The organism is Longivirga aurantiaca (assembly GCF_042660085.1).
Taxonomy (GTDB): Bacteria; Actinomycetota; Actinomycetes; order S36-B12; family CAIYMF01; genus Longivirga; species Longivirga aurantiaca.
Genome location: NZ_JBHSTI010000052.1, coordinates 1 through 21,144 on the forward strand (window position 1 = coordinate 1; position 21,144 = coordinate 21,144).

Sequence of the window (21,144 nt, forward strand, 5' to 3'; positions counted from 1 at the left end):
CTGACGATCGACACCGCCGTGCTCAGCGACGGCAACCACGAGATCTCGGCGGTGCTGTGCTCCGCCGACGGCGGCACGTGCGACACCGCGTCCCCCTCCAACGCCTCGACCATCACCGTGCAGCGGCTGCGGCCGACGGTGCGCGTGAGCCCGAGCGTCATCAGCCCGAACGCCGACGGCCGGCGCGACAGCACCGTGGTGACGTACACGTTCGAGCAGAAACAGGGCGGCGCGCTGCGCGTGAAGACCGCGAGCGGCACCGTGGTGCGTACGGTCAACCTCACCCCGAGGGCCGCCGACACCTACACCTGGACGTGGAACGGCCGGAACACCGCGGGCACGGTCGTGCCCAACGGCACGTACACCGTCGAGGTCGTCACCACGAGCGTGATCGACACGGTCACGTGGAAGGGCGCTGCCACCGCGAAGGTGACGATCGACAAGACCAAGCCGGTCGCGTCGTCCGTGGTGCCGTCGTCGCCGAGCTACTACCCCATGGTCGACGGCTACCGCGACACGTCCTCGCTCGGCGCGACGTCGAACGAGGCGGTCAGCGCCTTCGCGGTCTACATCTACAACAGCAGCGGCCTGCGCATCCGCACGATCACGGGGGGCGCCAAGCCGGCTGGTCGCGTCGCCGCCCTCTGGAACGGCAAGACCAACTCCGGCGCCCGCCCGCCGGCCGGCACCTACGCGTTCCAGGTGATGCTCCAGGACGTCGCGGGCAACCAGACGCTGTCGGCCAAGGGCCGCGTCACGATCTCGTGGAAGTCCTTGAAGGCGAGGACCGCCACCAGGACGATCCCGGCGATGACGACGACGTTGGGATACGTGGCGGACAACGTCTGCAACTTCGTCTTCTCCAACGCACGTCCCGGCGTCTGGCCGAGCACCTCTATCGCCTACGAGAGCCGCGACCCGGAGAACTGCGCCACGAACGGCACCGGCGACATCGCCTTCACCCTCAGCCAGTACACGCTGCCGGCCGCTCTCAAGTACGGGACCGTGTCGGTGTCGACGTACGGCGGTGGGAGCACCTCCGGCCTGCTGTGGACCCACGAGGCCGACCAGGGCGAGATCGACTACGTCCTGAAGGACGGCGAGACGATCGGCGTCTACCGCACGCTGAGCTCGGGAACCACGACGCATGCCGGTCCCACCGTGAAGGCGGCGGACTACCTGGTGAAGGGTCGCACCATCACGTGGTGGATGGGCTCGGCCGACGGCAACTGGTACGACGTCCGCGACTTCACCATCACCTGGACGTACTACGTGCTGGCCTAGCCGCCGTCAGCGACGGCGTCGGACCTTCGGGGGGTCCGGAGACGTCGCCGTTCACGCCGCCTGATCGTCGTAGCGGGAGCCGATCTCGGCCGTGATGCTGGAGCCGTCTACCCCGCCGGTCACGGCGGCCAGGAAGTCGGCGCCGCGCAGCACCAGCACCCGCAGCGGGCTCTCGGCGGTCACCGTCGCCGTCCTCGTCGTGTGCCGCAGGAGCGCCACCTCACCGAAGTAGTCGCCCGGGCCGAGCAGCCCGCTCTTGCGGACCCCGTCGACGGTGATCGACACCTCGCCGGCGCCGATCACGAAGAACTCACGCCCCAGGTCGCCCTGGCGCAGCACCACGACACCGGCCTCGAGCTCGACCCAGCGGCTGTTGCGAGCGAGCCGCTCGACGTCGTACGGCGGGAGCTCGGCGAGGAACTCCACCTGCCGGAGCAGGTCGAGCTCGGCGGGGAGGTAGCGCGCCCGCTTCTCGAGACGCCGCACGGGGATGGTGCACGCGACCGCGACGAGGGCGACGCCGACCCCGAGCGGAACCCATGCCTGGCCCGCGCCGAACCGGTCGATGAGCAAGGGCGCCAGCAGCGCCCCGAGCGCCGAGCCGAGCAGGGCCGTGCTCTCCTGGACGGCGAACACGCGCGCGAGGATGCGGTCGTCGGTGGAGCGCTGCAGGAGCGTGCGTCCGGCGACGACCGTCGCCGCGCCGCCGAGCCCCGTCAGCGCCAGTGTCACGGCCGCGGGGACGAGCAGGCCCCACACGGGAACGAGGGCGAACGCGACACCCTCGAGCACCGCACCCCAGACGACCACGCGGGCGAGCCGCCGTCCGTGCGAGAGCCAGGCGCCCACGAAGGCACCGAGGAGGCCGCCGATGCCGAGCGAGCCGATGAGCAGTCCCGCGCCGTCCTCCGCCAGGTCGAGCACGTCCTTCGCGTAGGCGACGCCCAGGATGTCGAGCGCCCCGGTCACGACGAAGTCGATCGCGAGCACGAGCAGCAGTGCGAGCGATGCCCAGTCGCGCCAGAGCGAGATGAGCCCGCCGAGCGCCCCACGCAGGCCCGACTCCTCGTCGTCCGCGGCCGCGGGAGCCGACAGCCCCAGCCGCAGGCACAGCAGCGGCGGGAGGATGGCGACGGCCACGGCGACCGCCATCGCCGTGGTGGGCCCGGACCCGGCGACGAGCACGCCCGCCACCACCGGCCCGATGAACCGCGTCGACCCGTCGAGCACCGAAGACAGGGAGTTCGCCGACACGAGCTGCGCCGGCGCCGAGGCCAGCTGCGGCAGCGCGGCGAAGTGGATGGGCCGCACGACCGCGATGGCGGTGGTCAGCAGCGTCGAGGCGCCGATGACGACCGCGGTCGACGCGTCGGCGGCGAGCGCGGCCCAGGTGACGGCGGAGAGGACCGCGACCAGGCCGTGCGCGAGGGCGAGCGCCGTGCCACGCGGCAGCCGGTCGCCGATGCCCGCGAGGGCCGGCCCGAGCAGGGCGGCCGGGACCAGCTGGACGACCGCGGCGACGCCCGCGAGGCCTGCGCCGCCGCGGTCGAAGGCCCAGAGGATGATGGTCAGCCAGGCGTAGAACTCGATGAAGTCGTACACCGCGTAGGCGGCAAGCACCCGCCGCATCCCCGTACGCGAGGTCAGTGCGGCGAACACGCTCGGCGTTCCCCGCATGGCCACCTGTCCTGAGCGCCCGCCGCCCATCGGCGGGACCTGCAGGGATCATGTCGAGGCTGGCGGCCGCGGGCCACCGGTTCGCGCAGGTTCGGCAGCTCTCCTCGTCGTCCACGCGCACCGCCGGGGCCGGGCAGCGGCTCCCTCGTGACGTCCGTGTGACGGAATGGTGGAACTGGTCACGCGCTGTCACCGGGCGCGCTAGCGTCCCGCCTGGTCACGCGGGGGCGCAGGTGCCGCGCGGGCACGTCAGGTGGAGGACGACGGATGTCGGTCGTAGGCGAGGCTCTGCGCGAGACCGGATCGTCGCTGGGGATGGTGTTCCGCAACCCGGCGCTGCGCAAGCTCAACCTCGCGTTCGCCGGGTCCGCGATCGGCGACTGGGCCTACGCCACGGCCATGGCCGTGTGGGTCTACTCGGTCGGTGGCCTGACTGCCGTCGGGGTCTGGGGCACGTTGCGCCTCATCATCATGACGTTGGTGACGCCCTTCGCGTCCATCCTCGTCGACCGGTACTCGCGCAAGCGGATCATGGTGTCCGCCGACCTGCTGCGCGGCGGCGTCATCTTCATCTGCGCGTTCCTCGTGATGACCGAGGCCCCGGTGTGGACGGTGTTCGTGCTCGCGACGCTCACGTCGGTGTTCGCCGCGCCCTTCCGCCCCGCGGTCGCCGCCCTGCTGCCGCACCTCGTGGAGCGGCCCGAGGAGCTCACGGCGGCGAACGGCACCTCGAGCACCATCGACAGCCTGTCGTTCTTCGTCGGCCCGGCCCTCGGCGGCATCCTGCTCACCTTCACGACCATCCCTGTGGTGATGCTCCTCAACGTGGCGACGTTCCTGTGGTCGGCCGCGCTCGTGGCAACCATCCGCGTGCCGCACCCGTCCGTGGCCCCGGGGCTGATCGGTGCCGAGGATGCGCCCGCGGCGACGGCCGACGGCCCCGCCGCCGGGGACACGCTCGTCGAAGAGCTCGAGGAGGAGACGGAGACCTTCCTGCAGGAGTCGGTCGCCGGCTTCCGCACGATCTGGGCCAACAAGGACCTGCGCCTCGTCTCCCTCGTCTACTGCGCCCAGACCATCGTGGCGGGGGCGTCCGTCGTCTACGGCATCGCGATGGCCGTGGAGATGACGAGCTTCGGACCGAACGGCGTGGGCTACCTCGACAGCATGTTCGGTGTCGGCGCGATCATCGGCGGGCTCGTGGCCCTCGGCCGGGCGTCGAAGATGAAGGTGGCGACCGACTTCGGCTGGGGCGTCATCCTCTGGGCCATCCCGCTGCTGCTCGCGGCGATCTTCCCGCAGGCGTGGGCAGCGCTCCTCGCCGTCGCGATCATGGGCTTCGGGAACCCGCTGGTCGACGTCAACGCCGTCACCATCGTGCAGCGCCTCGGCGACGACAAGGTGATGGGCCGCATCTTCGGCGCGCTCGAGACCGGGCTCATCGCGGCGATGGCCCTCGGCTCGGTGCTGATGCCGCTGCTCCTGCACTTCTTCGGTCTGCAGTGGGCGCTCGCGATCCTGGCCATCGGCATCTCGGCTGTCGTGCTGCCGTTCATGGGCCGGCTGCGCCGGATGAACTCGACCCTGCGCGAGCCGGACGGCCTGCGGCTGCTGCGCGCGCTGCCGCTGTTCGCGCCGCTCGAGCCCAAGTCCCTCGAGCTCGTCGCCCAGCAGCTGCGCCGCGTCGAGGTGGCCGCTGGCGAGACGGTCATCACCGAGGGCGAGCCCGGCGACCAGTTCTACGTCGTCGAGTCCGGTGCGCTCACGGCGTCGTTCCACGGCGAGGTGCTCTCCCAGCAGGGGCCCGGCGACCCGTTCGGCGAGATCGCCCTGCTGCGCGACGTGCCGCGCACGGCCACGGTCGTCGCCGACGAGCCGACCGTGCTCTACAGCCTCGACCGCGACACGTTCCTCGACGCGGTCACCGGCAACAGCGACGTCAGCGGCCAGGCCGACGACCTCATCGCCCGCCGCATCCCCACCTACTGAGCCGTCGCGAGGACCGGCCGGCGAGCAGCGGTCAGGGCAGCCGGACGGTGCGGTCCAGGGCCGCGACGCCGTGCGGGCGGTGGGCGACCCAGAGCACCGTGCGGCCGGTGAGCGCGCGCAGCAGCTCGGCGGCCACGACCTCTGCCGTGGCCTCGTCGAGGTGCTCGGTCGGCTCGTCCAGGAGGACGACGGGATGCCCGGCGAGCAGCACCCGCGCGACGCCGAGGCGCTGACGCTGACCGGCCGACACGAGCGCGCCGTGGTCGCCGACGGAGGTGTTGAGGCCGCGCGGCTGCGCGTCGAGCCACGGCCCGAGGCCGACGGCGTCGAGCGCGGCCCGCACCTCGTCGTCGGACGCCTCGGGCTTGGCCAGCCGCACGTTCTCCACCACCGAGGTGTCGAACACGTGCGGCAGCTGCGGGCACCAGCCCACCACCGTGCGGACGTCGGACCCGCGCAGGTCGCGGAGCTCGACGTCGCCGAGCCGCACCGAGCCGTCGTACGGCAGGAAGCCGGCGAGCACCGCGAGGAGGGTGGACTTGCCCGAGCCGGACGAGCCCACGATCGCCACCCGCTCGCCGGGCGCCACGTCGAGCGTGAGGCCCTCGAGCACCTCGGGCCCGCTCGGCCACGATGCCCGCAGGCCGTCGAGCCGCACGCCGACGACCCCCGTCGGCACCTCGGCGGGCGACTCCGGGTCGGGTACGGGGTCGACGGCGTCGAGCACCTCGACCACGCGCTGCGCCGACCCGCGCACCCGGCCGAGCGCGAGCGCGGCGGTGGGCATCGCCACGACCGCCTCGTACGTCGCCAGCGGCAGCAGCACGAGCACCGCGAGGTTGACGCCGACGAGCTCGCCGGAGCGCACCGCCGGGATCGCGACCAGCAGCATCGCGACGACCGCGCCGCCGGAGAGCAGCACGCCGAGAGCGGAGGCGAGGCCGGATGCGTTCGCCGACCGCGCTGCGAGCCGGCCGATCCGCCGGTCGTCCTCCGCCAGCCGGTCGAGCCAGGCCGGCGCCGCGCCCGACACGGTCAGGTCGGCCGCGCCGTCGAGCAGCGTGAGCACGTCGGCGTTGAGCGCACCGCGGGCCGGTGCGCTGGCCCGCTCGGCGTCGGCTGCGGCGCTCGCCGCGATCCACGGCACGACGGTCGAGGCGAGGGCCAGCGACACGAGGAGCACCACCGCGGACGCGGGGAGGATGAAGTACGCGAGGACCACCGAGGCGAGCGCGACCAGCGCCCCGGACGCGTAGGGCAGGAGCACGCGGAGCGGCAGGTCCTGGGTGGCGTCGACGTCGCGGACGAGGCGCTCGAGGAGGTCGCCGCGGCGGTACGCCGGGACACCTGCCGGCGCTACGACCGCGAGCCGGTCGTACACCGCGAGCCGCAGCCGCGAGAGCACGCGGAACGCGGCGTCGTGCGACACCATGCGCTCGGCGTACCGGAAGACGCCCTTGCCGATACCGAACGCGCGGACCCCGACGATCGCGACCTCGAGGGTGAGGATCGGCGGCTGCAGCGCGGCGCTGGAGATGAGCCACGCACTGGTGGCGAGCAGGCCCACGCCGGACCCGATCGCGAGGAACCCCAGCAGGATCGCGAGCGCGAGCCTGCTGCGCTCGGTCGCCAGCCACGGGAGCAGCCGCCGCACCGGCGACTGCCCCGCCGCCGGCACCGGAGTGGTCACAGCACTCACGCCGCACCCCCGGAAGGACGCGAGTTACTGCCCAGATGGTCGCTGAAGGGCGCCCTTCCGCGACCATCTGGGCAGTAACTCGAGGAACTCGAGGGCGGGGTCATGCGGGGACTCCGGCGGGCTCGAGGGTGAGCACGGTGTCGCCGGGCTGGACGAGGCCCGGGCGGTGGGCGACGACGACGACGGCCGATCCCCGGGCGGCGAGCAGCCGAACCGCGGCGACGACGCCGGCCTCGGCCTCGTCGTCGAGACCGGCGGTCGGCTCGTCGAGCAGGACGAGCGGCGGCGGGTCGAGGAGCACGCGCGCGAGCGCCACCCGGCGGCGCTGGCCGGCCGAGACGTCGGACGCGAGGTCGCCCACGCGGGTGGCTGCCCCGTCGGGCAGCGTGGCCGGGTCGAGACCGGCTTCCCGCAGCGCGGCATCGACGGCCGCGTCGGTCGCGGCCGGGCGCCGCAGCCGTACGTCGTCCGCCACGGTCGGGCCGACGAGCACCGGATCCTGCGCGACCACGCCGAGGCGCGCGCGCCAGACCGTGGCGTCGAGGTCGGCGAGGTCGGCGTCGCCGACGCGCACCGCACCGCTGGTCGGGGCGACGAACGCCTGCAGCACCGCGAGCAGCGTCGACTTGCCCGCACCCGACGGTCCGACGACGGCCGTTACCCTGCCCGGTTCGATCGTGACCGAGCTGGGCAGGAGCGCGACGACCTCGCTGCCCGGGTAGGTCACGCCGACGCCGTCGACCACCATCGGGCCGGCGGGCACGTCGGTGCGGGTCCCGGTCGTGGCCGGCTCCGTGCCGAGGATCTCGAAGACCTGCTCGGCGGCATCGATCCCGTCGGCGGCGGCGTGGAACTGCGCGCCGACCATGCGGATGGGCAGGTAGACCTCGGGCGCGAGGATCAGCACGGTCAGGCCGGTCTGCAGGTCGATCTCGCCGTACACGAGCCGGATGCCGATCGCGACGGCGACCACGGCCACCGACAGAGACGCCAGCAGCTCGAGGGTGAGCGACGACAGGAACGAGATCCGCAGAACGCCGACGGTCGCCTTGCGGTAGCGGCGGTCGATCTCGGCCATGCGCTGGGACTGCGCGGTCTCGCGTCGGAACGCCTTGAGGGTCGGCAGGCCCGCCACGACGTCGAGGAAGTGGCCGGAGAGCACACCGAGCGTCGACCACTGCTTGGCCGTCGCCGACTGCGTGTAGAGGCCGATCAGGATCATGAAGACCGGGATCAGCGGCGCGGTGACGGCGACGATGACGGCGGCCAGCAGGTCCTGGGTGAGGATCGCGATGCCGACGGTGAGCGGGACGACGACGGCGATGACGAGCTGCGGCAGGTAGCGCGAGACGTACGGCTCGACCGAGTCGATGCCGCGCGTGGCGAGGGTGGCGACCTGGCCGCGGCGCTCGCCCGAGAGCCAGACGGGCCCGAGCCGTACGACGTGGGCGAGCATCGCCGCGCGCAGCTCGCGCGACGTGCGCGTCGCCGACCGCTGCGCGAGGACGTCGCCCAGCCCGGACAGCAGTGCGCGCCCGACCACGATGCCCGCGAGCAGCGTGATCACGGGCATGACGTCGTCGAGCGCGGCCTCGCCGAGGAACACCTCGGACACGACGTAGCCCAGGCAGAACGCCTGGGCCACGACGAGTGCTGCGGTGAGGCCTGCCACGACCACCGACCCGAGGAGCAGGCTGCGAACTCCGCGTGCGTAGCGCAGCAGCCTCGGATCGAGTGGTCGGGACACCCCCACAGGTTAGGCGTTGACCTCGTGCGGGAGGTCGAGCGCCCCGTGCTCCGGGTTCGGGATCTGGCTGGGCGAGAGCCGCTTGCGGAACACCCAGTAGGTCCACGACTGGTAGACGAGCACGACGGGCGTGAGGATCACGGCCACCCAGGTCATCACGGTGAGCGTGTACTCGGTGCTGGACGCGTTGCGGATCGTCAGCGTCGCCTCCGCGATCGTGCTGCTGGGCATCACGTTCGGGAAGAGGCAGGCGAAGAGGAACGCCACGACGCCGAGCATCGTGATGGCCGACGCGATGAACGCCCAGCCCTCGCGACCGAGGCGGTTGGCAGCGAGCGCGCCGACCCACGAGACCACCGCGACGGTCAGGAAGACCACCGAGACGATCGTGTTGTTGCTGTGGGCCAGCTGGGTCCATACGCCGAACAGAACCGCGAGCACGGCGGCCACGAGACCGACCTGGCCGGCGATCTTGTTCGCCCGCACGCGGATCTCGCCCTCGGTCTTGAGCGCCAGGAAGATCGCGCCGTGCGTCACGAAGAGCGTGAGCGTGACGAGACCGCCGAGCAGGCCGTACGGGTTGAGCAGCGTGAACAGGTTGCCGGTGAAGAGGCTGCCGCCGGCCGGGTTCGGCTCCATCGGCACGCCCGCGACGATGTTCGCGAACGCGACGCCCCACAGCAGCGCGGGGAGGAAGGAGCTGATCACGATCGCCAGGTCCCAGCGCTTGCGCCAGGTCGGGTTGCTCCTCTTGCTGCGGAACTCGAACGACACACCGCGGACGATGAGGGCGACGAGGATCAGGAACAGCGCGAGGTAGAACCCGCTGAAGAGGGTGGCGTACCACTCCGGGAAGGCCGCGAACATCGCGCCGCCCGCAGTGAGGAGCCATACCTCGTTGCCGTCCCACACCGGGCCGAGCGTGGTGAGGACGGTACGGCGCTCGGCCTCGTTCTTCGCCACGACCGGGAGCAGGATGCCCACGCCGAAGTCGAAGCCCTCGAGGACGAAGTAGCCGATCCACAGGACCGCGATGAGCACGATCCAGACGTTCTGGAGCATCTCCAAGCTCATGATCAGACTCCAGTTCCGTCAGTAGGAGAAGGTCAGAGGCTGACCGTTGTTGGTGTCCTCGGCGTCGACCAGCTCGACCGTCTCCGGCGGGCCGATCTTCACCTGGCGGATCATGAGACCCACGGTGATCACGGCGAGGCCGCCGTAGAGCAGGGTGAAGATCACGATCGTGATCCACGCCTGGCCCGCGGTGAGCGTCGGCGAGACGCCCGCCTCGGTCTTCATCAGGCCGTACACGATCCACGGCTGGCGACCCATCTCGGTGAAGATCCAGCCGGACGAGATGCCCATGAGCGGGAACAGCAGGGCGACGGCGGCGGTGCGCTTCATCCAGCGACCCGACGGGATGTTGCCCTTGCGGGTGCGCCACGCGACGTAGACCGCGTAGAGGACTCCGAGGACTCCGAGACCGATCATGGCGCGGAAGGCCCAGAAGATGAGCGGGACGTACGGCGCGTACTCGCCCGGGCCGAAGGTCTGCTCGTACTCCGTCTGCAGGTCGTTGATGCCCTTGACGGTGCTCTCCGGACCGCTCCAGTAGCCGGTGGCCATGAAGGAGGTGAGGCCGGGGATCTCGAGCGACCAGTAGGCCTCGCTGCCGTCCAAGCTTCCGATGGTGATGAGGCTGAACGGTGCTGACTCGGTGGTCTCGTAGAGGGCCTCCGCGGCAGCCATCTTCATCGGCTGCTGCTGCACCATGATCTTGGCCTGCACGTCACCGGTGAAGATCACGGCGACACCGGCGATGACGGTGGCGATCAGGCCGACGGTGAGCGACTTCTTCATGGCGCCGACCGAGCGACCGGTCGTCATGACGAGGAGGCTGACACCGACGAGCATGACGCCGGACACGAGGAACGCGGACGTGATGACGTGCGCGAAGGTCGTGTACGCCGTGTTCTGGAAGAGCAGCTCGGCGAAGTTCTGCAGCTCGACGCGGTTGGTCTCCGGGTTGAACTTGTAGGCCACCGGGTGCTGCATGAACGAGTTCGCGGCGAGGATGAAGTACGCCGAGAGCATCGTGCCGATCGCCGCGGCCCAGATGGTCGCGAGGTGCAGCTTCTTGGGCAGGCGGTCCCAGCCGAAGATCCAGAGACCCAGGAACGTGGACTCCAGGAAGAACGATGCGAGAGCCTCGACGGCCAGCGGGGCGCCGAAGATGTCGCCGACGAAGCGCGAGTAGTCGCTCCACGCCATGCCGAACTGGAACTCCTGGACGATGCCGGTGACGACACCCATCGCGAAGTTGATGAGGAAGAGCTTCCCGAAGAACTTCGTGGCCTTGAGCCACTTCTCGTCGCCGGTGCGGACCCACATGGTCTGCATGATCGCGACGAGCATCGAGGTGCCGATGGTCAGCGGCACGAACAGGAAGTGGTAGACGGTCGTGATGCCGAACTGCCACCGAGCGAGGTCAAGCGCGCTCATAGAGGTATCCCCTCACGGACAATGGACGCACGCGGATGTGCAGTGGTCACTTTGCCGCTCGTCCGGGGGCGAACGAGGGCAGATCGCTGTGAGGTGGGTCGCGCAGGGCAGGCACACCTACCCCCGTCAGCCCCGAGCCGAGCACAGTGCACGCCGCAGCAGGTGAGGGTCGCCTACCTCGTCCCCATGCGTGGTCGCGGACGACCCACCTCTGGCGCGATTCGGACCACGTGCTGCCCCGGCGGACTGAGCAGCGTGCACAGGGAGCAGGATGTGCGCCCGTGACCTCGGTGCCGGAGTTCGACGACCTCGTCGCACCCCGGCACGCCCTGAGGCCGGCGTCGACCGGCCAGGTCTGGGCCGCCCTCGTCACTGTCTACATCGTCTGGGGCTCGACGTACCTCGGGCTGAAGCTGGCGACCGAGACGATGCCGCCGCAGCTCGCCCTCGGTGCGCGCTTCCTCGTCGCCGGCAGCATCCTCGCGCTCTTCGTGGCGCTGCGGCGGGGTGCGGGTGCCCTGCGCGTGACGCGCCGCGAGCTCGCCGGGGCGGCGCTCGTGGGCGTGATGCTCCTCGGGGTCGGCATGAGCACGCTCGCGCTCGGGCAGGCCTACGTGCCCACCGGTGTCGCCGCGCTGCTCATCGCCGTGACTCCGGTGTTCATCGCGCTGCTGAGGTTCTCGGCGGGCGACCGGCCGTCGCTCGTCACCTGGCTCGGCATCGGCGTGGGCCTCGCCGGCATCGCCGTCCTGGTGCGCCCGGGCAGCAACGTCGAGGGCGTGGCGGGCGCGACCGCGCAGGAGCGCGCGTTCTGGTCCGTGATGATCGTGCTCGGCTCGGCGAGCTGGGCGATCGGCTCGTTCCTGCAGCAGCGCATCCCCACGCCGCAGGACACCGCGGTGATGTCGACGTACGAGATGCTCGCGGGCGGGACGGCCCTCGTGCTGGTGGGGATGCTCCGCGGCGAGCGGTGGCCCGACCTGTTCGACGCGAGCGCGCGCTCGTGGGGAGGGTGGATATACCTCGTGACCGCCGGATCCCTCGTCGGGTTCTCGGCGTTCGTGTGGCTCATCGACCACGCGCCGATCTCGCTCGCCTCGACGTACGCCTACGTCAACCCGGTGGTCGCCGTGGCCCTCGGCACGCTCGTGCTCGGCGAGAGCCTCACGAGCGGCGTCCTGATCGGGGGCGCCGTCATCATCGGGGGCGTGGCGCTCGTGGTGAGCGGCGAACGATTCACGCGCCGCGAGGGCACCTGAAGGGCGTCAGGTCCGCGAGGTCAGGACGACGACGTCCTCGTCGCTCGGCGCGAGCCCGGTGAGCCCGGGCGTTCCGCACGACACCACGGTCGCCCGCTCCCACGGCCTGTCGTCAGCGAGGAACGGGTACTCCTCGCTCTGCCAGCGGTCCCAGAAGTCCGCGGCCTCGTCCGGGGTGCGACCGAGGACGACGTCGCGCTCGACACCGCGCCGGCGCCGCTCGTCCTCGTCGGACAGGACCCACACCGTCGCGTCGTAGTGGTCGGCGAGGCTCGCGCGGCCGGCACCGACGCCCTCGACGAGGACCAGCGTCGACCCGGCGGGCACCTCGATCGCGCCGGACCGTCCCAGCCGGTCCCAGGCCGGCGGGCGGTAGGTGACCGCGGCCCCCTCGCGGGCGGGCGCCAGGACGTGGGCGGCCATCAGGGCGTCCCAGTCGAAGAACGACTCCTCCCAGGCCACGTCGTCGGTGTGCACGACGACCGAGCCCGGCACGAGCGCGGCGATGCGCCCGGCGATGGTCGACTTCCCGCTGCCCGAGCGGCCGTCCACGGCCACGAGCACCGGGCGCAGGCCCGGGTCGCCCGCGGCGTCGAGCAGACGGCGGACGACGAGGCGCACATCGCGGACGGCCCAGGTGCCCTGGACGGTCTCGACCTCGGGAAGCGTGATCACCGGTCCAGGGTAGGACGTGGGGGTGCAAGCGGTTGCAGGGGCCACCCGATCAGGCCGGTTCGTCGGCCGTGCGGTGCTCGTGCTCGGACGTGCGGGCGTCGGGCCCCGCGCCGGCCACCCCGTCGGTGGAGTTCGGCTCCTCCCGCTGCTCGGGGACGGCGCCGGAGCGGCTCGGCGCCGTCCGCGCGCGCTTGGCGTCGTACAGAACGCGGTCGGCGCGGTCGAGCGCGTCCCAGAGCTCCTCGTCGTCCTTCCAGGCGGCGAGGCCCCAGGTCCACGGGTGGTCGCTGGCGAGCGCGGCGCGGTGGATCGCGGAGTACGCCTCGGCCTCCGTGCTGCCGGGCAGGATGACGACGAACTCGTCGCCTCCGAACCGGGCCACGAGGTCGTGGGGGCGCAGCCGGCTGTGCAGGTCGTTGACCACCGAGCAGAGCAGGACGTCGCCGGCGATGTGGCCGTGGGTGTCGTTGAAGAGCTTGAACTCGTCGAGGTCGACGATCGCCACGGCCGTCGGCGACGCGGCGCGGGCGGCGACGGACCGGACCGCGCCGGCCTGCTGCTCGAGGCCGCGGCGGTTGAGCGCACCCGTCAGCGGGTCGATGTGGCTGAGGCGGTGCAGCTGGCTCACGAGGCCGTGGGTCACGATGCCGACGCTCGCGACGATCACGCTGGCGATGATCGCGAACAGCACCGTCGGCAGGACGGCGTGGATGACGACGGCAACGAGGTAGGCGGTGATCATCAGCACCAGGTGGCCGGCGAGCCTGCGGCGCGTGCTGAACAGCGCGGCCAGGAGGGCCAGCATCACGAGGCCGGTGCCGTTGAGCATCTGACCGATGGCGTCGGTGTTGTTGGTGATCACGAAGCCGAGCACGATCGAGCTGAAGGCGAGGGAGAGGTCCCAGAGCCACATCGCCACGCGCCCGACGACCGTCACCGTGAAGACCGCGACCGCCCCGGACAGTGCGGCCATGCCCGCGTTGAAGGTCCGCGAGGTGTCCGCGCCCTCCCCGGGGATCAGCGCGAACGACAGCAGGAAGAGGAACGCGAGGAACTGGGCACCGCCGAGGAGCACGACGGCTGCGCGCGGCGGGCGCTGGGACGGCGACGTACGCCAGTCGGCGACCGACATCAGACGTGACTCCACGCGCCCTCCTCTGGCGGTGAGCGTACGGGTCGGTCGCCGCCGACGACGACCGGCCTGCGCGGTTCGTCAGACCCGGTCGTTCAGCGCCAGCACCATCGACGGCAGACCGAGCGCGAGGCCGAGGAACACCCAGAACGCGGGCATCGCGGCCCCCCACGTGAGAGAGACGTCCCAGGTGTCGAGCTCGGTTCCGTTCACGATGAACGCGACGAGACCGCCGGTCCCGGCCAGGGCGACGGCGCCGCCGAGGTAGCGGTACGACTCGACGTACGACGCGTTGCGCACCGCGAGCTGCTGCTCGTCGAGGTACTCGCCGGGCAGGTCGGCGATGGTGCGCACGGAGACGCGCAGCAGGCCCCACATTCCGGCGGTCACGAGGACCACCAGCAGGCCCTCGAGCCGCTCTACGGCTTCCGGTCGCTCGAGAGCTTCAAGGCCGAGTTCAAGCCGCGCGACGTGCCGCTCTACCTTGTCCTCCCGGACGAGGCCGCGCTGCCGCGGATCGGGCTCGCGCTCACCGAGGCGTTCCTGCCGGGGACGCCGCTGCCCCAGGTGGCGCTCGCCGGGGTGCAGGGCCTGCGCGAGGCCCGCGACTGAGCGTCGCGAACTACTTCAGCAGCGCTGCTGCAGCGAGCAGGACGGGCACCGACCCCAGGGTGCTGAGCAGGATCGTGTCGCGCACGACCAGCTCGGCTGTGGCGTAGCGCTGGGCATAGTTGAACGTGTTGTGAGCCGACGGCAGCGCGGCGAGCGCGACGACGACGAAGAGGTCGTGGCCCTCGAGCCCGAACACCCACGCTCCGAGCGCCCACGCCACCGCGGGCATCCCGATCACCTTGATCGCGGTGGCGAGCAGCACGTCCTTGCGCTCGGGCCCTGCCTGCAGCACGCGGATGCCGTGGAGCGAGGCGCCGTAGTTCATCAGCAGCAGCGGCACCGTGGCGGCGCCGATGATGTGCAGCGGCTCCATGACGACGACGGGCACCGCGAGGCCCGTGGCACCGACCACCGCTCCGAGCACCGAGGCGACCACCAGCGGGTTGCGCACCGGACCGAGCAGCACCTGGCCGACCGAGACCCGGCCCTTCGTGCTCGCATCGAGCACGGTGAGCGCGATCGGCGTGACGAGCACGAGCTGCGCCATGAGGATCGGGGCGACGTACGCCGCGCTGCCGAGCACGTAGACGGCCACCGGCAGACCGATGTTGTTGGAGTTGACGTACCCCGCCGCGAGGGCGCCCATGGTCGTGTGCGCCACCGAGCGACGCCACATCACGCGCGCCACGACCGCAGAGGAGAGGTACGCCGCGACGGCGGCGAGGAGCGGCACCGCGAGCAGCGGGGAGAGCAGCTGGTCGGTGCTGGCGGTGGCGAGGATCGTGAACAGCAGGCAGGGCGCCAGGACGAAGAAGACGAGGCGCGCGAGGAGCGGTGCGGTGTCCGGCGTGATCACGCCGAGCCGGCCCGCGACGTAGCCCACGGCGATGACGGCCGCGATGATCGCGAACCCGCTCAGGACTCCGGACACGCAGGTGAGTCTGACCGACGTCGTACCGGCCGCCCGGCCCGGCTCCCGGCCCGGCAGACCGCACGCGGGCCGGGGAAACCGTTGCGGCGTGCCCGAACGCCTCCCGCAGGCGTCGGCGCGTGCCTACGCTCGGAGGCATGCAGGTGGAGATCAGCTCAGGCCCCGCGTTCGCATTCGGTGAGATCACGCTGCCCCCGGGCGGCTCGGTCAGTGTTGAGGCCGGCGCCATGGCCATGACGCGCGGCGACATCCAGATGGCGACGTCCACCCAGGGCGGCTTCATGAAGGGGCTCAAACGCACGCTCGGCGGCGAGAGCTTCTTCGTCAACGACTTCAGCTCGGGATCCGGCGGTGTCGTCGGTGTCGCCGCGGCGCTGCCCGGCGACCTCGACCACATCATGCTCGACGGCTCGCGCGCGCTCATGGTGCAGAGCGGGTCGTGGATCGCGTCCGACCCCTCGATCGACGTCGACACGAAGTGGGGCGGCGGCAAGACCTTCTTCAGCGGCGAGGGCCTGCTCCTGCTGCGGTGCACGGGTGCCGGTGACCTGCTGGTGTCGGCGTACGGCGCGCTCCGCCCGTACACGCTCGGCGCGGGCGAGGTGCTCACGCTCGACACGGGCCACGTCGTCGCGTTCGACGAGGGCGTGACCTACAACGTGCGCAAGGCCGGCTCGTGGAAGTCGACCATCCTCGGCGCCGAGGGGCTCGTCACCGACTTCACCGGCCCCGGGCGCGTGTGGCTGCAGACCCGCAGCAGCAGCGACCTCATCCTCTGGATCCAGAGCAAGCTGCCTCCGCAGCGCAGCTGACACCGGTCGTACCCAGACGGGTGGGCGCCACGATCCCGCGGCGCCCACCCGTTCTGCGTCGTCCCACCCGGCTGATCAGCCCTTGGTGCCGACCTCTCCGCCGTGCGCGGCGAGGCCGAAGATGATGAGCACGTCGATGACGAGCACCGTGATCGCGAAGAGCGGGTACCACGGCAGCCACGCGAACAGCGACAGCGCGCTGACGCCGGCGGCGATGATGCCCACGATGTTCGCCCAGCTCTTCCCCATGAAGACGAAGCAGCCCACGACGAACAGCAGCAGACCGATGGCCATGTGGATCCAGCCCCACGTGGTCACGTCGAGTCGCAGGACGTAGTTCTGCCCCACGACGAAGAACTCGTCGCTCAGAACACCCAAGAACCCGATGAAGCCCTGCCAGAGTCCGGCCAGGAGCAGCATCCAGCCCGCGAACGTGACCCACCCGCTCGCAGCAGTCGGTCGCGGCTGTTCAGCCATGGTGACACCTCCCCGACCCGTCGGACGTTCGCCGACGGTCGTCGTCACCCTCCACCCTGGACCGGCGCCGTGTCGATGTCCTGCTCGGCGGCGAGGTCGCCTCGGCGCGGGGACCGCTAGTCGGCGTCGGACTGCAGGGCGATGCGGTTGCCCTCGGAGTCCGAGATCTCCGCGACCACGGTGTCGTCGACCGTGGTGGCCGGGTAGAGCACCTGGGCGCCGGCCTCGACCGCGCGTGCGACGACCGCCTCGACGTCGTCGACCCCGAGGTAGATGCGCGTGCCGTCGACCGACGGCACGTAGCTCTCGCCCTGCATGAGAGCGCCCGCTGCACCGATCGGGCCGTCGGCCGCGGGGAAGTACGCCGCGTCGTTGCCGTCGACGGTGTCGCGCTCGAGCTCGACGAGGAACACGCGCTCGTAGAAGTCGATGGCGCGGTCGAGGTCGGCCACCGGGATCTCGAACCAGCTCGCGCGGACCATCAGGTCTGCGCCATGTCGACGAAGCGCGAGTAGTGGCCCTGGAAGGCGACGGTGACCGTCGCGGTCGGGCCGTTGCGGTGCTTGGCCACGATGAAGTCGGCCTCGCCCGCGCGCGGCGACTCGCGCTCGTACGCGTCCTCGCGGTGCAGCAGGATCACCATGTCGGCATCTTGTTCGATACTGCCCGATTCGCGGAGGTCGCTGACCATGGGGCGCTTGTCGGTGCGCTGCTCCGGGCCACGGTTGAGCTGGGAGATCGCCACGACCGGCACCTCGAGCTCCTTGGCGAGGAGCTTGAGCGAGCGGGAGAACTCCGAGACCTCCTGCTGGCGGCTCTCGACCTTCTTGCCCGAGCTCATGAGCTGCAGGTAGTCGATGATCACGAGGCGCAGGTCGTGCCGCTGCTTGAGGCGGCGGCACTTCGCGCGGATCTCCATCATCGTCATGTTGGGCGAGTCGTCGATGTAGAGCGGCGCCTCGGCCACGGCGCTCATCTTGCGCGCGAGCTTCTGCCAGTCGTTGTCGCTCATCGAGCCGCCGCGCAGGTTGGACAGCGCGATCTGCGCCTCCGCCGACAGCAGGCGCATCGCGATCTCGTTGCGGCTCATCTCCAGGCTGAAGATGGCGCTGGTGAGGCCGTGCTTGATCGACGCCGCCCGCGCGAGGTCGAGGCCGAGCGTGGACTTGCCGATCGCGGGACGCGCGGCGACGACGATCATCTGGCCGGCGTGCAGCCCGTTGGTGAGGGAGTCGAGGTCGGCGAAACCGGTGGGCACGCCTGCGAGGACACCGCCGCGGTTGGCGATCGCGTCGATCTCCTCGAGCGTGCCGCCCATGACGTCCTTGAGGACGAGGTAGTCCTCGCTCGTGCGCTTGTCGGTGACGTCGTACACCGCGGCCTGGGCGCGGTCGACGAGCTGGTCGACGTCGCCGTCACCGGCGTACCCCATCTGCACGATGCGCGTGCCGGCCTCGACGAGGCGGCGCAGCACCGCGCGCTCCTGCACGATGCGCGCGTAGTAGCCGGCGTTGGCGGCCGTGGGCACCGAGGCGACGAGGGTGTGGAGGTAGGGCGCCCCGCCGACGCGGGCGATCTCCTGGATGCGGGTGAGCTCGGCGGACACCGTGACGGCGTCGGCCGGCTCGCCGCGGCTGTAGAGGTCGAGGATGACGCCGTAGATGATCTGGTGGGCCGGGCGGTAGAAGTCCTGCTCGCGCAGGGTCTCGACGACGTCGGCGATGGCGTCCTTGCTCAGCAGCATCGCGCCGATGACGGACTGCTCGGCGGCGATGTCCTGCGGCGGCGTGCGGTCGGGACCCTGGTAGGACCCGCCGTCGTCGTGCCCGGAGCCGTCGCGGGGTGACAGCTCGACGACGCTCACGCTGGACATCCTCCTCGCTCCGGGCCCTGCTCCCGGGGAGCGGCACGCGCCGCCGACCGGGGGTGCCGGGGACGTCCGGCGACCTCACGCACAGGTCTACGCCGGGGGTCCGACAGGCACCGCAGCGAACCTAGGGCGCGGAGACCGCCAGACCAAGGCGCCCTGTGGACGAAGCTGTGGACAGACCTGGGGAACGCGCCGTGAGGACGGGTGACAAGGGTGTGGACAACTATGGGATAACCGACGAGTTCTCCGAGGTTCGAGCCCCTGACCTGCGGCGATGCCGTCCACGCCCTGGGGAGGGAAGAAACTTCAGGACGATGTCCACCTGGTGAACTCCCCGTGCTGTGCGTGAGCGGGCAGTTGCACAGCGCATCCACCGACTCCGGGCGCCCTCTCCCTGGAACGACACCTCCAGCCTGGCGTACGCCGGCGCCGGGCGGGCGGTCAGACGGCGACCCAGCACCAGGGGTGTCTGACCGGCACCGGGGGCAGGGACGGCCTCACGGCAGGATGACGGGGTGGGCGAGCAGGTGCAGGACGACGGCGCCGACCCGGTGCGCCGGACGCCCGGGCCCGGGTCGCTGCGCGAGATCCTCGGCCTCGCCGTCCCCGCCCTCGGCGCACTGGTCGCGCAGCCGCTCTTCGTCCTCGTCGACGCCGGCATCGTCGGCACCCTCGGCACGCTGCCGCTGGCCGGCCTCGGCGCCGCCGCGACCCTGGTGTCGCTCGTGCTGGGCCTCTGCATCTTCCTGGCCTACGCCACGACGTCGTCGGTCGCGCGACGCGTGGGGGAGGGGCGGTGGGACGACGCGGTGTCCGAAGGCGTCGAGGGCATGGCGCTCGGTCTGGGCCTCGGCGTGCTGCTCGCGCTCGGCACGTGGCTCGCGGCCGAGCCGCTCGTGGTGGCGCTCGGCGCGTCGCCCGAGGTGACGCCGTACGCCGTGACCTACCTGCACGTGATCGCGTTCGGCTTCCCGGCGGCGCTGGTGGCGATGGCGGGTGTCGGCGTGCTCCGCGGCCTGCAGGACACGCGGACGACGCTGCTCGTCACGCTGCTCGCCGTCCTCGTGAACCTCGTGCTGGCGTGGGTGCTCGTGATCGGGCTCGGCTACGGCATCGGCGGATCGGCCGTCGCCACCGTGGTCGCCGAGGTGGTGCAGGCGGCGGCGTACGTCGCGGTGGTGGTGCACGTCGCGCGACGGCACGGGGTGCGGATCGCGCCGTCCGGGCTCGGCATGCTCGTGGCCGCGCGCACGGGCGGGCCGCTGTTCGTGCGCACCGTCGTCCTGCGCGCGGTGTTCCTCGTCGCGGCCGCGGTGGCTGCGCGCCTCGGCGACGCCGAGCTCGCGGCATACCACGTGAGCTTCCAGGTGTGGATCCTGCTCTCGCTCGCCGCCGACGCGCTCGCGATCGCCGGCATGGCGCTGCTCGGCCGCTACCTCGGTGCCGGCGACCGGTCGGGGGCGCGGGTCGTCACGGCGCGCCTCGTGCGGCTGGGGGTGGCGATGGGCGTGGTGCTCGCCGCGATCGTGCTGGCCTCGCTGCCGTGGCTGCCGGCGCTGTTCACCTCGGATCCGCTCGTGCGGTCGCTGATCGCGGCATCGCTCGCGGTGGCGGCGCTGCAGCAGCCGCTGTCGTCGCCGGTGTTCGTGCTCGACGGCGTCCTCATCGGCGCCGGCGACGGCCGCTGGCTCGCCGGTGCCGGGCTCGTGATGCTGGTGGCGTTCCTGCCGGCGGCGTGGCTCGTGCTCTCGCGCGACCTCGGTGTGGTCGGGCTCTGGTGGGCGCTGACGTGGTTCATGGTCGTGCGCGGGGTGCTGCTCGCGTGGCGTGCGCGCGGCGACCGCTGGCTGCGCACGAGCCCGGACGCCGGGGCCACGTCGACCGCGGCGCTCGGCGATGCCGGAGGATGAGGACGTGAGCGTTCTTCGGGTGACCACCGTCTGCTCCGGCAACATCTGCCGCTCGCCCATCGCGGAGTACGTGCTGCGCCGCGCCCTCGGGGACGCCGGCCTCGGCCACGCGGTCGTCGTCGACTCCGCGGGCATCGGCGGGTGGCACACCGGCGACCCGGCAGACCGTCGGGCGCGGCAGGTGCTGCGCGCGCACGGGTACGACGGCGAGCCGCACCGGGCGCAGCAGATCACGCGGTCGTGGTTCGACGGCGATGCCGGCCCCGACCTGCTGCTCGCGATGGACGCCACGCACCACGACGACCTCGTGCGCCTCGCGCCGCCGGGCGTCGAGGTCGTCATGATGCGCGCGTTCGATCCCGCGCTGGCCGGCGTACCCCACCCGTCGGACGCGCTGGACGTGCCCGACCCGTACTACGGCGCGTATGACGGCTTCGAGGACGTGCTCACGATGATCGAGGCGGCGACGCCCGGCACGGTCGACCGCATCCGCGCGCTCCTCGCCGAGCGCGGCTGACCGGCGTACCACTCGCGAATCTGCCCCCGGTTTCGTCGCTACTTCACGACG

The 21,144-nt window shown here is 71.7% G+C and carries 19 protein-coding genes; 7 read left to right on the forward strand and 12 right to left on the reverse strand.

All coding sequences use genetic code 11. From position 1 onward, the window contains the following. Positions 1 to 1,284, forward strand: a 1,284-nt coding sequence (locus ACFQGU_RS17200; RefSeq protein WP_386768926.1) for a FlgD immunoglobulin-like domain containing protein, incomplete at its 5' end; no start/stop codon positions are given. A gap of 51 nt (positions 1,285 to 1,335) precedes the next feature. On the opposite strand, the gene ACFQGU_RS17205 is transcribed toward ACFQGU_RS17200, so the two are convergent. Further along, positions 1,336 to 2,961 (reverse strand): cyclic nucleotide-binding domain-containing protein, encoded by a 1,626-nt coding sequence (locus tag ACFQGU_RS17205; protein ID WP_386768927.1) that lies wholly within the window; start codon positions 2,959 to 2,961, stop codon positions 1,336 to 1,338. A 267-nt stretch (positions 2,962 to 3,228) separates the two neighbouring features. On the opposite strand from ACFQGU_RS17205, the gene ACFQGU_RS17210 reads away from it, so the two are divergent. Beyond that, on the forward strand, positions 3,229 to 4,950 hold the full coding sequence (locus tag ACFQGU_RS17210) for an MFS transporter (protein WP_386768928.1): 1,722 nt from the start codon (positions 3,229 to 3,231) through the stop codon (positions 4,948 to 4,950). Between the two features lie 31 nt (positions 4,951 to 4,981). On the opposite strand, the gene cydC is transcribed toward ACFQGU_RS17210, so the two are convergent. From cydC to ACFQGU_RS17230, 4 genes are all read right to left on the reverse strand, one after another. Continuing rightward, positions 4,982 to 6,649, reverse strand: coding sequence for a thiol reductant ABC exporter subunit CydC (gene cydC, locus ACFQGU_RS17215; protein WP_386768929.1), 1,668 nt, complete (start codon positions 6,647 to 6,649; stop codon positions 4,982 to 4,984). Positions 6,650 to 6,749: 100 nt separating this feature from the next. Beyond that, positions 6,750 to 8,396: a thiol reductant ABC exporter subunit CydD gene (cydD, locus tag ACFQGU_RS17220; RefSeq protein ID WP_386768930.1), complete on the reverse strand. Its 1,647-nt coding sequence runs from the start codon at positions 8,394 to 8,396 to the stop codon at positions 6,750 to 6,752. Between the two features lie 9 nt (positions 8,397 to 8,405). After that, positions 8,406 to 9,470, reverse strand: coding sequence for a cytochrome d ubiquinol oxidase subunit II (gene cydB, locus ACFQGU_RS17225; protein ID WP_386768931.1), 1,065 nt, complete (start codon positions 9,468 to 9,470; stop codon positions 8,406 to 8,408). 18 nt (positions 9,471 to 9,488) lie between these two features. Next, a complete protein-coding gene (locus ACFQGU_RS17230; RefSeq protein WP_386768932.1) occupies positions 9,489 to 10,898 on the reverse strand; it encodes a cytochrome ubiquinol oxidase subunit I in 1,410 nt (469 codons plus the stop codon). Between the two features lie 281 nt (positions 10,899 to 11,179). Between ACFQGU_RS17230 and ACFQGU_RS17235 the strand changes: the two genes are divergently transcribed. Further along, positions 11,180 to 12,157: an EamA family transporter gene (locus ACFQGU_RS17235; protein WP_386768933.1), complete on the forward strand. Its 978-nt coding sequence runs from the start codon at positions 11,180 to 11,182 to the stop codon at positions 12,155 to 12,157. A 6-nt stretch (positions 12,158 to 12,163) separates the two neighbouring features. Here the strand turns inward: ACFQGU_RS17235 and ACFQGU_RS17240 are convergent, their stop codons facing one another. The 3 genes from ACFQGU_RS17240 to ACFQGU_RS17250 form a co-directional block, all read right to left on the reverse strand. Continuing rightward, the gene (locus ACFQGU_RS17240; RefSeq protein ID WP_386768934.1) at positions 12,164 to 12,832 is read right to left on the reverse strand and encodes a uridine kinase family protein; all 669 of its coding nucleotides are present in this window, start codon (positions 12,830 to 12,832) and stop codon (positions 12,164 to 12,166) included. Positions 12,833 to 12,881: 49 nt separating this feature from the next. After that, positions 12,882 to 13,979 (reverse strand): GGDEF domain-containing protein, encoded by a 1,098-nt coding sequence (locus tag ACFQGU_RS17245; protein WP_386768935.1) that lies wholly within the window; start codon positions 13,977 to 13,979, stop codon positions 12,882 to 12,884. A gap of 66 nt (positions 13,980 to 14,045) precedes the next feature. Next, positions 14,046 to 14,363: a hypothetical protein gene (locus ACFQGU_RS17250; RefSeq protein WP_386768936.1), complete on the reverse strand. Its 318-nt coding sequence runs from the start codon at positions 14,361 to 14,363 to the stop codon at positions 14,046 to 14,048. Positions 14,364 to 14,435: 72 nt separating this feature from the next. Between ACFQGU_RS17250 and ACFQGU_RS17255 the strand changes: the two genes are divergently transcribed. Further along, positions 14,436 to 14,576: a hypothetical protein gene (locus ACFQGU_RS17255; RefSeq protein ID WP_386768937.1), complete on the forward strand. Its 141-nt coding sequence runs from the start codon at positions 14,436 to 14,438 to the stop codon at positions 14,574 to 14,576. Between the two features lie 10 nt (positions 14,577 to 14,586). On the opposite strand, the gene ACFQGU_RS17260 is transcribed toward ACFQGU_RS17255, so the two are convergent. Continuing rightward, positions 14,587 to 15,507, reverse strand: coding sequence for an AEC family transporter (locus ACFQGU_RS17260; RefSeq protein ID WP_386768938.1), 921 nt, complete (start codon positions 15,505 to 15,507; stop codon positions 14,587 to 14,589). A 137-nt stretch (positions 15,508 to 15,644) separates the two neighbouring features. On the opposite strand from ACFQGU_RS17260, the gene ACFQGU_RS17265 reads away from it, so the two are divergent. Further along, complete coding sequence (locus ACFQGU_RS17265; RefSeq protein WP_386768939.1) at positions 15,645 to 16,319, forward strand: TIGR00266 family protein; 675 nt, start codon at positions 15,645 to 15,647, stop codon at positions 16,317 to 16,319. A 75-nt stretch (positions 16,320 to 16,394) separates the two neighbouring features. Here the strand turns inward: ACFQGU_RS17265 and ACFQGU_RS17270 are convergent, their stop codons facing one another. The 3 genes from ACFQGU_RS17270 to dnaB form a co-directional block, all read right to left on the reverse strand. Continuing rightward, positions 16,395 to 16,796, reverse strand: coding sequence for a DUF7144 family membrane protein (locus tag ACFQGU_RS17270; RefSeq protein ID WP_386768940.1), 402 nt, complete (start codon positions 16,794 to 16,796; stop codon positions 16,395 to 16,397). Positions 16,797 to 16,912: 116 nt separating this feature from the next. Next, positions 16,913 to 17,278 carry a VOC family protein gene (locus ACFQGU_RS17275; RefSeq protein ID WP_386768941.1) on the reverse strand — a complete coding sequence of 122 codons (366 nt, stop codon included), beginning with the start codon at positions 17,276 to 17,278 and terminating at the stop codon, positions 16,913 to 16,915. Further along, positions 17,278 to 18,669, reverse strand: a complete 1,392-nt coding sequence (gene dnaB / locus ACFQGU_RS17280; protein WP_386768942.1) for a replicative DNA helicase — start codon at positions 18,667 to 18,669, stop codon at positions 17,278 to 17,280. Before dnaB ends, ACFQGU_RS17275 begins: the two co-directional genes overlap by 1 nt. 512 nt (positions 18,670 to 19,181) lie before the next feature. Here dnaB and ACFQGU_RS17285 point away from each other — a divergent pair. Together ACFQGU_RS17285 and ACFQGU_RS17290 are read left to right on the forward strand one after the other, a co-directional pair. Continuing rightward, positions 19,182 to 20,576, forward strand: a complete 1,395-nt coding sequence (locus tag ACFQGU_RS17285) for an MATE family efflux transporter (protein ID WP_386768943.1) — start codon at positions 19,182 to 19,184, stop codon at positions 20,574 to 20,576. A gap of 4 nt (positions 20,577 to 20,580) precedes the next feature. Continuing rightward, positions 20,581 to 21,093, forward strand: a complete 513-nt coding sequence (locus tag ACFQGU_RS17290) for a low molecular weight protein-tyrosine-phosphatase (protein ID WP_386768944.1) — start codon at positions 20,581 to 20,583, stop codon at positions 21,091 to 21,093. The last annotated feature ends 51 nt before the right edge of the window (positions 21,094 to 21,144 follow it).

Coding starts and splice junctions, on each gene's coding strand:
- ACFQGU_RS17210 (WP_386768928.1), top strand. CDS start 3,229: ATGTCGGTCGTAGGCGAGGCTCTGCGCGAGACCGGATCGTCGCTGGGG.
- cydB (WP_386768931.1), bottom strand. CDS start 9,470: ATGAGCTTGGAGATGCTCCAGAACGTCTGGATCGTGCTCATCGCGGTC.
- ACFQGU_RS17275 (WP_386768941.1), bottom strand. CDS start 17,278: ATGGTCCGCGCGAGCTGGTTCGAGATCCCGGTGGCCGACCTCGACCGC.
- ACFQGU_RS17205 (WP_386768927.1), bottom strand. CDS start 2,961: ATGCGGGGAACGCCGAGCGTGTTCGCCGCACTGACCTCGCGTACGGGG.
- ACFQGU_RS17265 (WP_386768939.1), top strand. CDS start 15,645: ATGCAGGTGGAGATCAGCTCAGGCCCCGCGTTCGCATTCGGTGAGATC.
- ACFQGU_RS17270 (WP_386768940.1), bottom strand. CDS start 16,796: ATGGCTGAACAGCCGCGACCGACTGCTGCGAGCGGGTGGGTCACGTTC.
- ACFQGU_RS17230 (WP_386768932.1), bottom strand. CDS start 10,898: ATGAGCGCGCTTGACCTCGCTCGGTGGCAGTTCGGCATCACGACCGTC.
- dnaB (WP_386768942.1), bottom strand. CDS start 18,669: ATGTCCAGCGTGAGCGTCGTCGAGCTGTCACCCCGCGACGGCTCCGGG.